The sequence below is a fragment of the Enterococcus sp. DIV2379 genome (genome assembly GCF_050542965.1).
GTDB classification, from domain to species: domain Bacteria; phylum Bacillota; class Bacilli; order Lactobacillales; family Enterococcaceae; genus Enterococcus_D; species Enterococcus_D entomosocium.
The window spans coordinates 3,351,081-3,365,920 of record NZ_CP172938.1; the positions used below are offsets into that span (position 1 = coordinate 3,351,081).

A 14,840-nucleotide genomic window follows, 5' to 3' on the forward strand; every position below is an offset into this window, starting at 1 on the left:
TAAATGACAAGCGCCTATTCAAATCGGTGCACCAATTAAAACAAACCCTGTAAGCATCCTCGACTTGTTGCAACAGCAATTTTCCTTACGCAATCGCCAAATTTGAATAAATCCCATCTTTCCTTTACTATAAACGAAATCCGATCGTTTTTTTAGCACGGTTATACTATCAAGGAGGTTGTTATGGCAATTCATGTGATGTGGTTTAGAAAGGATCTGCGCTTAGAGGACAATACGGCGCTTACTGAGGCACTTTTGTCTCTTCAAGCAAACGACCAATTGTTGTGTGTGTTTCATCTCAATGAAAAGCAGTTTCTCCCCGATGCACCAAGCCATGATTACTTTTTTAGCGCGGTTGCTCACTTTATCGAGGCTGCCAAAAAGCAAAATCTGACGATCCACCTCTTGACGGGGACTTTGACAGAAGCCTTTGATCAGTTGTTCGCTCACTATCCAGAATGGAGCCAACTGTACTTCAACTTTGATAACCGTGGATTTGGTCGTAAACGCGACCTCTATATAAAAGAATTGGTCGAGAAAAAAGGCGTCACTGTCCATTTCTTTGAAGAACATCATCTGCACCAACCAACGGAAGTCACCAAAGAGGACGGGACGTATTACAAAAAATTTACGCCCTATTATAAGAAATGGATCCAGCTGCCCAAACCGGTCTATCAAAAGCAGGCCCTTGATTTTGAAAAAGCCGCTCATTTTAATGATGCCCCTCACTTCAAAGCAGGGACAGCGCTGCTTGCTGAGCTGCTAAACAATAGAAAGACCGATTTTTCAACGATCGTTGGGGAAGACTATGCGCATAAACAATTGCAGGCCTTTGTGCAAAAGCGTTTGGCCGCCTATGAAAAAGACCGTGATCTCCCTTCGATCAAAGGAACCAGCCGCCTGTCCCCTTTCTTGTCTTTTGGACAAATCTCTATTCGGAAGGTTTGGGCCGCTTTCCAAGGAATGCCACCCAGCACTGGCAAAGCGACCTTTTTAAAAGAACTGGCTTGGCGAGATTTTTATCATATGATCTACTTCACTCATCTGGAGCAAAAAAACTATGAACTCATTGAGAAATATCGAAACATGGATTGGCAAAAGGATGAAGAGGCGTTTAACAAATGGCAAGCAGGACAAACCGGCTATCCGATCATTGATGCCGCGATGCGGCAGCTGAATCAAACCGGTTGGATGCATAACCGTCTACGGATGATCGTCGCTTCCTTTCTAACCAAAGATCTACTGATCGATTGGCGGCAAGGAGAAGCCTATTTTGCTCGACAATTGATCGACTACGACGCTGCCAGCAATATCGGCGGCTGGCAGTGGGCAGCTTCGACCGGCACCGATGCCGTTCCTTACTTTCGAATTTTCAACCCCATCACTCAGGGGAAAAAATTCGACAAAGAGGGGACGTTTATCAAACAATTTGTTCCCGAACTCGCCCAGTTGCCGCTAAAATTCATCCACGAACCTTACCTGATGACTGACGAAGAACAAGCCGACCTAAAGGTAGTTTTAGGCACCAACTATCCGTTGCCTATAGTTGATCACAACGAAGCCAGAAAAAGAGCCCTCGATTTGTATAGTAAAATCGAGCCGTAAGCAGCTGTCATGGCCTGCGCTCAAACATTTTCAGTAGAAAAAAACCAGCAAAGACGCTCCGTAAGAGCTCGTCTTTGCTGGTTTTTTATTAAACTGATGCGCCGTTTTTCATCTTTCTATAGTGAAAAAAACAACGACACGTCTTATCAAATAGTCTGCTGGTGAGCATACAAAAAAGAAACATTTTCCATGCTGCGTTTTTTTATTAAGGTCTTTTCGCCTGATTCCGCACTTATTTCTAGTCACTATAAGCAACAATCCCCTGACGATTTATAGATAGAACCCTTTATTAGCGGCGTTTCCCACTTTTCCACGACTGGCTAGTAACATTTCTCCTTGCAAAACTGTTCGTCTGATGAAAGGTCATCTATAGAACCATTCTGTTATAATAGCTCCATATTTGAGGATAAGGATGGTTTATATGAAAAAAATAATCGGATTCGTCTTAGTCGTACTTTTAGGGTTTGCCGGATACAAAGGCTATGAATATTATCAATCCACCTACTCAGGACAAACAGCTTACGCGTATGTCCCATCTGAGATTCCCCCTAAGGTAGAACATGAAAGTAAAAGCGGCATCGGCGACCAGTCGCCTTGGTATTCTTACGATTACACGTTAAACTTTGTAAAAGAAGATGGTAGCACACAAACACTCGAGGTTTCATTATCAGAAGATAACGCAAAACCCTTAACCCCAAATTCTTATGTAAAAGCGGTAATCAGTGAAAAGCGTACAATAAAAGGCCCGAATAGCGTTGAAAAAAACGCAATTCCCAAAAAGGTTCTAGAGAAATTAGAAAATAAGAACTAACGCTTGCAGACTCACATCATTATGTGGGTCTTTTTTTACATCTTTCTAAAATCAGCATTTTGAATCCCTTCTGTTATTTTCACGCTTGATGTCTTCTGCTCTGTTGCGATACGTTATACAAGGATACTGGACACATTTATCTAGCAGAAAGCTGCTTGACTGACTCTGTTTTCATCTCGGCATCAATGACAAGAGCAATTCAAGCGCCTTTTCCTTTCCCTACTTCGCAGATAATTGAAAAAGCAGCGAATCACCTATCCGTTGACTCGCTGCTTTTTAACTAACAAGTGATGGCTCACACCACAAAAGAATGATACTTAGAATAAGCAATTTGATCGACGATCGCAGAAACCTGATTGACATCTAAATCGGCACCAATGGCGGTCACTTGATAAAATTGGTCATAATTGTTCCCTAATTGGGGGAGATTGGCATTGGAAATCAACAAGTCAAATGTCTCGTCCGGAGTATAGGGTAAAACAACAACATTTTGCTTGCCTTTTAGTTCATTTTTTAACAAGTAAATCGAAGCATCCGCCAAAAGACTGGAGCACATATTTAAGACCCCGATCCGTACCCGATATTCTTCTTTAGGCGATAACATATAAATTAAAAAGACTAGGCGTTTCTTGAGATAGTTGAGTTTCGTGGGCGTAAACAAGTTGGTCGGTGCAATAATGTGTTCCAGAATGTCTGAGATCACTTGATCCCGCAAGGAATTGTGAAACATTTTGTGGTAATAATTTAGCGTGACTCGATCGATGGAATAATTCACTCCATGAAAGTAATAAACTTGTGCGATTAAGGAAAAGACATTGGCTTTGATATCGATCGTCGTATGCGAGGCATCAAGACGATAAATGGACTGGATTGCTGCCATGACTTCATCGGTGATCTCAAAGACGGGATTTTTATTAGTGTACAGTCCTAAGCGAAGTTCCTCGTAAGGAATCCCGCCCACCGTAATGAGGAAGAGACAGATAAAGAATGGCACGATCTTCGCTTCATCTACTGAGCAGATACATTTTTTAGAAGCATAGATCTGTCGAATAAAGTGACAGAGGGGCATCTCTTGGCAACGCTCAATTTTGGATTGTTCTTCCGGACTTAAACTTCCCAAGGTCGTGTGAGACGTGACTTTTTTCATAATCACAAACAACCAGATCTTCAGCTGCTTTTGTTGGGCAATCGATAAGGTTATTTTTTTCGCTAACTCCGCAACCAGGTCATCGATCAAAACAGAATCGATCGTTGTTGCACCCATTTTGAAAAAATTATAGTAAAAATAAATGCGTTGTGTCATCGTTCCAACTAGTTTTTTGTTTCTGATCTTTAATTCAAAATGCTGCAACAACTGATTGCACTCAGCAATCAATCGATTGAGGGTCCCCACACTTATGTTTAATTCATCAGCCAATACGAAGGCATCATAGCCTGCATGTTGAAACAAATAATGGATGATTTGATATTTAGCAGATTTTTTCAATAGCGTGTCGGTCAAATCATCCAGTGAGACACTATCGGTTACTTGCAGTTCCAACGTATAACGATTGATGATAAATGAGACCTTCTCATTTTTTAGTTGCCGTTGAAGGCTCTCTGATAATTTCGTCAAGGTCGGCATCGTAATATCTAATTCCCGACACGCATCACTTTTTTTGATATGACCGGTCGATAAATACAAAAATTTGAGCAAGATATACTCTAATTTTAAGTCCTTATCCAGTAAGTCTTCTTTATACATGACTGTTTTTCCTCCAGTGTAAATCTATATTCATTCAGAATAGTTACAACCAATTTACAGAAAAAGATAGCAGTACGTTACTTATGAAACAAACAAGCGCAGTAAAAACAGGCCCTTTCTACACATACTTTTCCTTCACTTACTCCCCAACAAACCATGACTGACAAACAAAAACCCTCGATGCAAGACGAATTTCCCTAAGAATTCCCTCACGACAACGTTCTAAGATTTCCTTTTTGTTTATGTAAAACGTTCTTCTCTAAAAAAATATATTTAGACCATAATTATTAATACTATCACAAGCCAGAAATGTCAATAAATGAAATTATCAAGCACTGTTTTTTTACTTTCTCTTAAAAAACGACACTATCAAGTGCTTACCCGTTCTTACAAACAAAAAAATCAAAGGCAGTCGATGCAACCGCCTTTGATTTTTCTATAAACCAATGTTCATTCAGTCTTGCAAAAAACGTTTCATAAAGGGACTTTTTATTCATTGAAAAAAGCAATGAAAGGGTTTCTAGCGATACCGTTTCTTAATGTGAAAAGCCATAGGTTTGATCGGATGAAACATGACGGCTTGGTCGCTTGTTCAAGCGCTCGATTCCTTCTTTCATGTCTTGCACCAGATCCATTGCCATTTGCATACTTAAATCTGCCCGGCAGACAAAGCGTTGGATATTGATATGTGATAGATTATCAGGTAATGGATAGGTAGGGACTTGCCAGCCTTTCATCGCAAATTCATCCGTCAAATCATACAGATTCCAAGAAATATCGGCATCTTCTTTTAATTTGTAGCAGACGATCGGCAACCGTGAACCATCATTATAAATATCGAAGTAACCCATGTTTTCAATCTCTTTTGCTAAATATTGGGCAACATCGCTGGTCTTTTTGTGGATCAAGCGGTAGCCTTCAAACCCATTGCGGATAAAGGTGTAATATTGTCCGATGATTTGGCTGGCGCTTCTTGAAAAGTTGATGGCCATCGTTGGCATTTCACCGCCAAGATAACTTACTTTAAAGACCAACTCTTCTGGTAAGAAATCTTTTTCTTTCCAAAGCACCCAACCGATACCAGGATAGACTAACCCATATTTATGTCCAGACGTACTGATGGAACGAACGTTTTTCAAACGGAAATCCCATTCAAGTTCTGGTTCCATAAATGGTGTGTACAATCCCCCACTAGCCGCATCCACGTGGATGTAGACTTTGTAGTCGGTGTGTTTGTTGTATTCCTCTAATTTCTTATCTAGTGCTTTGATATCATCGTATCGTCCAGTGTAAGTGATCCCTAAAATACCGACGACCCCGATCGTATATTCATCTAAATAGTCCGTGACCTTTTCGACATTGATGCTGCCATGTTCTTCATCGATAGGGATCGTCCGCATTTCAATGTCCCAGTAGACACAGAATTTTTCCCAAACGACTTGATAGGCAGAAGAAATCACTAAGTTTGGTTTTTGTTTATTGATATCTAAGCCAAGTTTTTTTGCCCGATTGCGCCAAGCAAATTTTAAGGCCAATCCACCTAGCATACACGCTTCACTTGAGCCTACCGTTGATGTACCGATAAAATCGGACGCTTCTGGGGCATGCCATAAATCAGCGATCATGTTGACACAGCGGTTTTCAATTTCAGCCGTCCGTGGGTACTCGGTTTTATCGATGGCGTTTTTATCAAGGGTTTCACTCATAATTTTGACTGCTTCTGGTTCCATGTAGGTTTGACAGAACGTCGCCAAATTTTGTCTTGAGACCCCTTCATCGATCAATTGATCTTTGACTAATTCATAGGCATCCCGCGGTACCAAGGACTCTTTTGGTAATTTGTACATAGGGATCGCTTGATCCATTGCCTCATTCCCATAGATAGGCTCCAAATATTGGGCTTCTTTTCGATTTTTTTTACTAAATAACATGCAGCTCTCCTCCTCATAGGTTGTGCTTTTTATTTTTTATCGCTTGCTTTTTCACCTACATATTTATAGATGACAAACGGTATCACGACAATAATCAGCCAACTGATGATCAAGATGGCTAAATAGGTTCCGCCCTTTCCGGAGCCGATATCGCTCGGTGGAAAGAAGGAAATAAAGAAAGAAAAAATAGAAACAAGCAAACCAACCATCGCAACACCAATTTTCACATTTTTCCCACCAGGAATATGATACGTTCTTGTTAAGTCGTCTTTTTCTTTGACTAATTTAATATAGGAAAGAAACAAGAGGACATAAGCCACCAGATAGATGCAGACCGTCAACGCCATCGCAACGAAGAAGGATAGATTGGCGCCTCCACCGCCTAATGTCAAGACAACCGCCCAAATGGAAACAATGATGCCTTGTACCAAAACGATATTGATTGGGACGTTGTGTTGATTGACTTTGGCCATTTGTTTTGGCAGCAAGCCATTTTCAGCTGCTTCAAGCATCGCAGTCGATGGGCCGACCACCCAAGCAGCAATTTCTGCAATGACACCTAAACAGATGACCACGGCAATCAAACGAACCAGCCATTCTCCGCCGCCAAAATGATGGATCAAATAAGAATAGGCTTGAATCACGCCAGTATCAAGAGACAATTGATTTTGGGGAATCGTGGCAGCCACCGTTGCCCCACCTAACGTATCCAAAAGAATCGTTGCTACAACTAAAATCAAAATAGCTTTCGGGTAATTCTTTCCAGGATTGTCCATATCTTTTACGTGACTGGCAGAAGATTCAACCCCTGCATAGGCTAAAATAAAGGAAACAAAAACGACCAGCGTATTGATTTTCGTGAAATCAGGAATCCATGCACCTGATCCAAAAGAAACTTTGACGGGATTCCCTTGAGCAATGTAGACAATTCCTAAGATAAAAAGAATGATCCCTGTTGCGACGATCCCCACAAAGAACCCTACTTTGGCAATCTTCGCAGTATTTTTTGTTCCGCCAAATTGCGAGATCGTGATCAGCCAAAAGATCACTAAAGTGGCAATCAGCTTCAGCCAAACATTCGTATTAAGAGCCGGCCAATTTAGGGCATAGGAAAGCGCCCCGACAATAAAGTAAATCATCGTAATAAAGCCTACCGTGATTTGGAACCATTGGAAGAAAATGGCAGCAAAGCCCCATTTTCTCCCTAATGTTTTTGAGACCCAGGTATAGAGTCCCCCTTTTTCCCATCCCTTTACAGTAGCCATCTCCGCAGAGCAAAGGGCTACAGGGATAAACCAGAGGAAACCGCCGACGAGTAAATAAAAAACTAAATTCATCTTCGATGTCGCAAAGGTTGGATACTCATATACCGTCATCACCATTGAAGCAGTTATTGCAAAAAAACTCAACAATGATAGTTTTTTCTTGCTAGTATCCATTTTTTTTACCTCCTATCGTTAGATACTATTTTTCAGCAGCGGAAGATAGATCAATATGGTACGTATGTGTCAAATCTCCATCTGCTTTAAATTCGATTTCGACCGCTTTGATCGCTGGCAAACTTTGTTCTTGCGCCACTTTAAAATGAATAAAGCCATCTTTATGTTTGTCATGGGTCAAAATCTCATCATCTAAGTAGTCCACAAACACTTCCGCTTCTACTTTTTTGCCATCATTCAACACCAAATAGGCTTTGTCAGGTTTGATTTTTTTGTCTTTCGAATCTTCATTAAACAATTGATATTTCAGTGAAAGCAATGTTTTGTATTCTTTGTCTTTGTCTTTGAATTCTTCTACATTCACGATTTTTACATGATTCACTAAAAAGCGAATGTGATCCCAACCAGCATTTTCATAATTCGTTTCATACCAAACGACGTCTTTGATTTTCGGATCGATTCCCTTAGTTACGATTTCTTCAAAATACCCGTCATCACTCAATTTTTCACTTCCCACAACTACTTCATCTGACGAATCGCTGATCAACGTTTCCGTTCCAGACCCAGAGACCACTTCCCCTGATTCTTCCACTGCTGAGCATGCACCTAGAGTAAACAAAACGCCTACACCTAAAACGAAACCTGCAACTAATGATGTTTTCTTCATTGTAAATCCTGTCCTTTCTTTTATTATTTTTATTCCATCTCAGGTATACCATTTAACCCAAAAAAGCGAATATCTAATTTTTTATTTTAAAAACAAAAAAACGCGAAAAATAATTCGCGTTTCGGTGCTATCATGAAGTGCAGATAAGAACAATGACCATTGAAAAGAAAGGACTGAGTTTTTTTGAGAGCGCTTGTGGTCGTCCTAACTGCCGTTTTGTTAAGTATCAGCCCTCTTTCAGCTGACTTTTATCTGGAAAGGACGGACAGACATACTTCTAACGCAACGATTTCTCGGATAGAAGTTGCCCAAAATGAGTGGGCGACTACTGGATCAAAAAAATTTGTTAGAACGCTGATGCTTCCTGATGCAAAAGGCAGCCTGTTGACAGCTGACGGGCATTTTCTGAGAAGACCTTCCAAGCTTGCGACGAATAGGCGAGCAGCAATAGCAGCTTGTAGGGTTCAAAAAACACCAAAAACCGCACGGGGCAGCCAACTTATTCAGCGTTGCAGCTCTTCAGCCCTTACGACTTTGCGGTTAGAAAAAGCATGTCAGGCACAGGCAATGAACCGTCCTTAGCTTTTCCTTCCGAGTATCTGGTGTCGTACATGACGCCTTCATCCACAGGGTTTTCGCAGTGATGGCACATAGGTAAGTCAAAAACAAATGATCCTCAAAACGTTTATCCTCACGTGTATCCTAGACAAATCTACTTCCCCATCCTGAACACAAAAAATAGCCACTACCTACTTTCCACTTACTTGTGCCATCCTCTGCTTGATAAAATGATCAAAATTTTTTGATTGAAAAGAAAAAATTGCCTATTCTGTTTCTTGATCACTTTTTAGTGATCGATCATTATTTAGCTAGCTAAGCCCCAAACCCCAAGCGCCCTCCGAAACTATTTTTCGGGGGCTGCTTGGGGTGAGCTTTTCATTCAAATCGGAAAGTTTTTTGGAGGCATTGCAAATGAAGCTGACTTGATTGAGTAGCAGCCTTTCACATTAAAAGCGTAATCTAAATGATGACGACCTATAAAATGATGAATGATAGACAGTCGGATATAAAGACTGCTGAAAATAAAAAGCTTGTGACGCTTATCTTGTTTCTAAAATCGTCTTCAATCAACCTAATCTTAATGCTTCTAGGCATATAGCCAAGCAATCCTCAAAAATAAAGAATTAAAAAACAGCTACTTGTTATCAACTTTCTTCATATACAGAATCGGATAAGGGTTTCCTTGTTCATCTAACTCGCTTCTTTTGTATACCTCAAATCCCATATACTCATAAAATCCTTTCGCCTGAGGATTCTGTTCATTTACTCCCAGTTCATTTACAGCATAGTTTTCCATCCCGTATGCCAAGAGTTTTCTTCCTAGTCCCTTGCCTCTTTGTTCATTTGCTATAAAAAGCATTTCAAGATTTCGATCCGAGATCCCCATGAAGCCAGCTGGCTCTCCATTTTCACTTTCTACGATAATCAAATGTGGCACATGATGCAATGCCTCTGGAATGTATTGCTTAATGGCTTGGATTTCGGTCTCTGACAAAAAGGTGTGCGTCGCCTTAACAGAACTCTCCCAAACTTCAATTAATTGTTGCTCTAACTTTTGATTCATACTACTTACTTCTTTTATATTCATGGATAATCACACTCTCATCAGCTTTTTTTCGTTTTTCATAACAAGAACCGATTGTTTCCTTGATCCAAGTTAACAATTTTCATCATCATCATAACATGAGACGGATTTATTTAAAATCTATGGATATAAAATGCCTCACTCATATAGATAACGAAATAATAAATTCTAAGAGAGTATGACTTGCTTTGAAAAACACTAAGAAAGGAGCTTTCAATACTGATGATTTCTCAAATCATTCTGTTGAAATAAAAATGCTTGAAACTTTTTCTTCCTATATAGTCGTCCTGACGAACAAAATATATTCTTTTAAATAAATAATTTTAAACCACTTGCCCTAGAGTCCACTTCAGGGTTTATGATTACTTATAGAAAAAGATAAGGAGAACCAACGATGAATATAAAAAAAGCAGCGGAAATGTTTGATTTGAGCGTAGACACATTGCGCTATTATGAACGAGTCGGTGTGATTCCACCTGTCCAACGCAATGAGAGTGGCTATCGGGTGTACACAACAAATGATCTAAACTGGATCTATCTAGCAAAACATTTACGAAATGCAGGATTGTCCATCGAATCGCTAATTGAATTTGCTCAATTGGCACAAGTACGTGAAAGTCAAAATGTCGAAAAAGCTCAGAAACAGATTTTAGCCGATCAACTCGAAGAATTAGAGAAAAAGTTAGCAGAAATGCAGGAAGTACGAGACCTACTTATTTATAAGATAGAAACGTATGATGAGCATATCGCAAAATTCAAAGCAGGAAATATGACTCCTGATAAAGTGGAAAAATTATGGGAACGAAAAAAGTAACATCTTTCACTTGCTATAGACCCAACTCCAAGGTTTAGGATAGAACATGTAATGAAAATTAGAGGAGGAAACACTATGCAAACAATCACACTCAATAATGGTGTCACCATGCCGCAACTAGGATTTGGCGTTTATCAAATTCCTTTGGAAGAAACAGCTGAGGCTGTTTACCAAGCAATCAAAGCTGGGTATCGCCTGATCGATACTGCTTCTATTTATGGAAATGAAAAAGAAACAGGCGAGGGAATCAAGCGCGCCATCAGTGAAGGTCTAGTCACTCGAGAAGAACTTTTTGTTACCTCTAAATTATTTATTCTCCAAGCTTCCGAAGATAAAGCGAAAGAAACGATTGAACATTCGCTTGACACAATGGGATTGACATACCTTGATCTTTATCTTATTCACCAACCATATGGAGATATTTATGGTGCTTGGCGCTCAATGGCTGCTGCTCAAAAAACAGGAAAATTACGTGCAATTGGCGTTTCAAATTTCAAATCAGCTAAGATGATCGAGTTTGTCGGCTTGAATGAGGTGAAACCTCAAATCAATCAAATCGAAGTGAACCCTTGGAATCAACGAGCGGAAGATCAGGAATGGCATGAAAAATATGACGTCCAAGTTGAAGCTTGGGCACCCTTTGCAGAAGGACGCCATGACCTATTTACCAATCCGACATTAGCAGAAATTGGCAAGCAATACGGCAAAACGGTTGGTCAAGTTGTTCTTCGCTGGTTGATGCAACGAGGCATCGTCGCTTTAGCAAAAACAGTTCGTCCAGAACGGATGGCTGAAAACATTGCTATTTTTGACTTTGAGCTTTCCCAAGAAGACATTGAAAAAATAGCCGCTTTAGATAAAAAAGAGTCCGCATTCTTTGACCACGATGCCCCCCAACAAGTGGAATGGTTTATGGAGCGGATGCTAGATACTGAAAGTTAATAGATTTTTATTGAAGAAAACTAATACAAGTCCGCTTCCTTTCGTAGTGGAAGCGGACTTGTACTGTTCCTTACTGAGTCGTATCTTGTCTCTTTTCATGGTAATTCTTACAAAATTTTTGGAAATTCTGCCTTGATCAAATAAATGAAAAATCCATCGATTAAACAAATTGCTCTGGAGCACTTTGCTTGTAGCTAAACAACGGACAGCGTTCTGTTACGCTCGCTCTTAAAATCTCTATTGTACGATTTCTATTTACTACTCCCTATTTATCAAAGACAATGATCTTTTTGCCAGTATTTCCGCCTGCTTGGAAATCAAGGTGAGCTTGCTTGATTGCTTCTAATTCAAAGGGATATGTCTTGTCTACAAGGACATCAAGTTTTCCTTGCGCATAAAGATCAATGACTTTTTCCAGCTCTTCAACAGTCATGAACCCCATAGAATACATACCAGTAATTCCTCTACGCTCCGTTTCTTCTTGGTTGATTGGCGCATTAACAGAAGTGACGCGCCCGCCTTTTTTGATTACTTGATAACTGTTCTCCAATGTTTTAGGACCAGTTAAATTAACCACTAAATCGGCATTAGAAACCAATTTTGTGAAATCTTCTGTTTGATAATCGATCGTTTCATCTGCCCCTAACTCCTTCATATAGTCAGCTTGTTCAGCGCTGCCTGTTGCTATGACATACGCTCCGGCATGTTTTGCCAGCTGAACAGCTTTAGACCCGACACCGCCAGCACCGCCATGAATCAGTACTTTTTGTCCATCTTTTGCTTGACCATCACGAATGGTTGCACCGTAGGCTGTGGCCACGCCAAGGAAAAATCCACCTAACGGCACCAAGTCCAGCTCCTTCGGTACAGCAGCAACAACTGCTGACTCGTCTAACAAAATGTATTCAGAATATGTACTCATAAACGCCATCCCAACCACATGATCACCTACTGAAAAGCGGGTCACATCATCTCCGACAGCTGTTACGATACCAGAAAAGTCTTGTCCCAAAGAGTGTGGAAGCACAGGTTTCAATTCTTTTGGCATCGTTGGAAATGGTCCATTCGCACGAATAACAATATCAGGATCATTCACGCCGATCGCTGCGGTTTTGATCACAATTTGCTTAGCAGCTGGCTCAGGGATAGCAGTTTCAACCATTTGCATAACATCTACAGAGCCATATTGATTCAGTATCATTTTTTTCATAAAAAAAACCTTCTTTCTTAAGATGATTTCATTATGACCTGTTACCTCAATAATAAAAAGTACCATATTTTTTGATAGGTACTATCGTTTTCAATAGATTTGTGTAATCATACGGATTTCAGGCACAAAAAAAATCCTTGAACGCTTCAAGGATTGACTACTTTTTCGTTTTCTGACTCATAGGTAGAAGCAAATGTTTCTAAGGCATCCAAAACTGGCATGAATTTATGCCCCATTTCGGTCAGTGAGTATTCAACTTTTGGCGGCACTTGCGGATAGACTTCACGATGAATGAGGCCATAGCTTTCAAGCATGCGCAATTCCTTTGTCAAATTTGCTTGGGTCACCATGGGCATTTTACGACTAAGCGCACCGAAACGAAGCGTTTTGTGCCGTAAAAAGGACAAGATGACCATGGACCACTTGCCGCGTACGACCTTCTGGACGCTAGCCACTGGGCATTCTACAAATAATTCAGTTTCTTCTGTTTGCTGCATCACTACTTCCTCCTATTCGCTCACTTTTGCTGCGGTCTTTCATATCAGCAATACTACCGAAATGATGACGACATACGAAACCATGAAGTATAGACATCAGTATATAACGACTGCAAAAAATAGCAAGCCCGTAACGCTTATCTGAACTCTCAAATCGGCTTCAATCAACCTAATTTTAGAGCTTCTAGGCGTACAACCAAGCCATCCTCAATTCCTTTACGCTTATAGACAGCCACTGCACAGTAATTTTTAGATCAAGATGGCTGCTGCCAGCACAACGAAAGAAGAGACGACATGCGCAATAATCGGTTCTCCACTATTATCTCTGCATCAAAGGCTACCCCTTTATTTCAATTAAATGATAGAAAGAGTGATCAAGGCAATCCCAAAAGTGATGCCATCTAGAACAAACCATTCTTTTTTACCTTGAGACGCCTTGGTAGCAATCAAACAACTTACTCCATAAAGAATCAATAGAATTCCTATGTTTATGGGAAAAGATAACCAAGCTGTCAGGGCATTAACAAATAAGAGAAGCATCAATGGTAAAATATAAAATAATGCATACCACTTTTTTAAATAGTGCGGCAGCTTCTGGTAATTTGAATACATCTATTTATCCTCACAATTCATTTCATATTGGTCATTTATTTCTGATATGAGCAGTAAGTACTTTCGTTATAAAATGAGACAAAACAAAGCTTAGGATGATAATCCCAAAAGTAATAGCAAAAGATAAAATCGTATTCTCCAGTAAATTAGCAAATAGGGGCAGCTTAATATACAAATAACACCCAATTGCCGCAATAATACTACCTGCTAAATAGAAACAAAGCATTTCAGCGACTGTTTTTGAAGAATGAATGTTTCGATCAACTGATGAAAAGTCGCCATTTTGAAAAGGTATTGGTGATCCAGTTTGTGAAGGATCAGATTTTGTATTCATTACGTTAAAGGAATTACTAGATAGATTGCTAATTGAATGTTGTTTTCGATTCTTTTCGTGATTGTTCATAGCTATTCAGACCTGCTTCCCTAAAAAAATTCATTATTTTCAATTCCTTCAAAATAATCTCAATACCATGATTTCATGCATTGTGCTATTGCATCTATTCAAAAAACTCTATATTTTCAAAACCAAGTCGAATCAACAGCACGTTGTAGGGTCATCGGTCCATGTTTTGCTTCATATATAAAATCTTTTGACTGTAATCCAGTACGCTCCTTAAAAATTTTCTCAAACATAGAAGAATCGTTAATGGGATCGTCATTGTGTGTCAAAGTCAATATATAGTGTTTCTCTTTTGGATTACTCCAGACCCCCATATTACTTAAAGAAGCTAAATCAAGCGGTGGAGTATTAGAAGATAAATTAATCGTATACTGGCGTCTATGCAAAACATCATTTATTTTCATAAAGCACTTCCTTAATTAGTTAGTATTTCCTCAAACATTACAGATCCAAACAAACAATATTTACCTTTTCATTTAAATACAAACGTACATAATATTATATTGCGTTCCTCTTAAGCATT

At 39.7% G+C, this 14,840-nt stretch carries 14 protein-coding genes; 4 read left to right on the top strand and 10 right to left on the bottom strand.

Annotated features, from left to right (window positions below; translation table 11 throughout):
• Positions 1-183 precede the first annotated feature (183 nt).
• On the top strand, positions 184-1,605 hold the full coding sequence (locus IGI92_RS15480) for a cryptochrome/photolyase family protein (RefSeq protein WP_430607346.1): 1,422 nt from the start codon (positions 184-186) through the stop codon (positions 1,603-1,605).
• 421 nt (positions 1,606-2,026) lie between these two features.
• A complete protein-coding gene (locus IGI92_RS15485) occupies positions 2,027-2,416 on the top strand; it encodes a YxeA family protein (RefSeq protein WP_228085367.1) in 390 nt (129 codons plus the stop codon).
• A gap of 295 nt (positions 2,417-2,711) precedes the next feature.
• Here IGI92_RS15485 and IGI92_RS15490 read toward each other — a convergent pair whose 3' ends face one another.
• The 5 genes from IGI92_RS15490 to IGI92_RS15510 all read right to left on the bottom strand — a co-directional run bounded on the left by IGI92_RS15490 (position 2,712) and on the right by IGI92_RS15510 (position 9,845).
• Positions 2,712-4,160 (bottom strand): helix-turn-helix domain-containing protein, encoded by a 1,449-nt coding sequence (locus IGI92_RS15490; RefSeq protein WP_430607348.1) that lies wholly within the window; start codon positions 4,158-4,160, stop codon positions 2,712-2,714.
• A gap of 536 nt (positions 4,161-4,696) precedes the next feature.
• Positions 4,697-6,091, bottom strand: coding sequence for a glutamate decarboxylase (locus tag IGI92_RS15495; protein ID WP_005233215.1), 1,395 nt, complete (start codon positions 6,089-6,091; stop codon positions 4,697-4,699).
• Between the two features lie 29 nt (positions 6,092-6,120).
• Positions 6,121-7,530: an amino acid permease gene (locus IGI92_RS15500; RefSeq protein WP_016612532.1), complete on the bottom strand. Its 1,410-nt coding sequence runs from the start codon at positions 7,528-7,530 to the stop codon at positions 6,121-6,123.
• A 25-nt stretch (positions 7,531-7,555) separates the two neighbouring features.
• Complete coding sequence (locus IGI92_RS15505) at positions 7,556-8,197, bottom strand: hypothetical protein (RefSeq protein WP_430607351.1); 642 nt, start codon at positions 8,195-8,197, stop codon at positions 7,556-7,558.
• Positions 8,198-9,392: 1,195 nt separating this feature from the next.
• The gene (locus IGI92_RS15510) at positions 9,393-9,845 is read right to left on the bottom strand and encodes a GNAT family N-acetyltransferase (RefSeq protein WP_430607353.1); all 453 of its coding nucleotides are present in this window, start codon (positions 9,843-9,845) and stop codon (positions 9,393-9,395) included.
• A gap of 391 nt (positions 9,846-10,236) precedes the next feature.
• Between IGI92_RS15510 and IGI92_RS15515 the strand changes: the two genes are divergently transcribed.
• Positions 10,237-10,656 (top strand): MerR family transcriptional regulator, encoded by a 420-nt coding sequence (locus tag IGI92_RS15515; RefSeq protein ID WP_016608514.1) that lies wholly within the window; start codon positions 10,237-10,239, stop codon positions 10,654-10,656.
• 75 nt (positions 10,657-10,731) lie between these two features.
• Complete coding sequence (locus IGI92_RS15520; RefSeq protein WP_429960266.1) at positions 10,732-11,598, top strand: aldo/keto reductase; 867 nt, start codon at positions 10,732-10,734, stop codon at positions 11,596-11,598.
• Positions 11,599-11,863: 265 nt separating this feature from the next.
• On the opposite strand, the gene IGI92_RS15525 is transcribed toward IGI92_RS15520, so the two are convergent.
• The 5 genes from IGI92_RS15525 to IGI92_RS15545 form a co-directional block, all read right to left on the bottom strand.
• On the bottom strand, positions 11,864-12,808 hold the full coding sequence (locus IGI92_RS15525) for an NADP-dependent oxidoreductase (RefSeq protein ID WP_429960267.1): 945 nt from the start codon (positions 12,806-12,808) through the stop codon (positions 11,864-11,866).
• Positions 12,809-12,954: 146 nt separating this feature from the next.
• Positions 12,955-13,305 carry a winged helix-turn-helix transcriptional regulator gene (locus tag IGI92_RS15530; protein WP_015510556.1) on the bottom strand — a complete coding sequence of 117 codons (351 nt, stop codon included), beginning with the start codon at positions 13,303-13,305 and terminating at the stop codon, positions 12,955-12,957.
• A 354-nt stretch (positions 13,306-13,659) separates the two neighbouring features.
• The gene (locus tag IGI92_RS15535) at positions 13,660-13,917 is read right to left on the bottom strand and encodes a hypothetical protein (RefSeq protein WP_005230538.1); all 258 of its coding nucleotides are present in this window, start codon (positions 13,915-13,917) and stop codon (positions 13,660-13,662) included.
• Between the two features lie 31 nt (positions 13,918-13,948).
• A complete protein-coding gene (locus IGI92_RS15540; protein WP_005230536.1) occupies positions 13,949-14,320 on the bottom strand; it encodes a hypothetical protein in 372 nt (123 codons plus the stop codon).
• Between the two features lie 116 nt (positions 14,321-14,436).
• Positions 14,437-14,721 (bottom strand): hypothetical protein, encoded by a 285-nt coding sequence (locus tag IGI92_RS15545; RefSeq protein WP_016608520.1) that lies wholly within the window; start codon positions 14,719-14,721, stop codon positions 14,437-14,439.
• Positions 14,722-14,840: the final 119 nt, after the last annotated feature.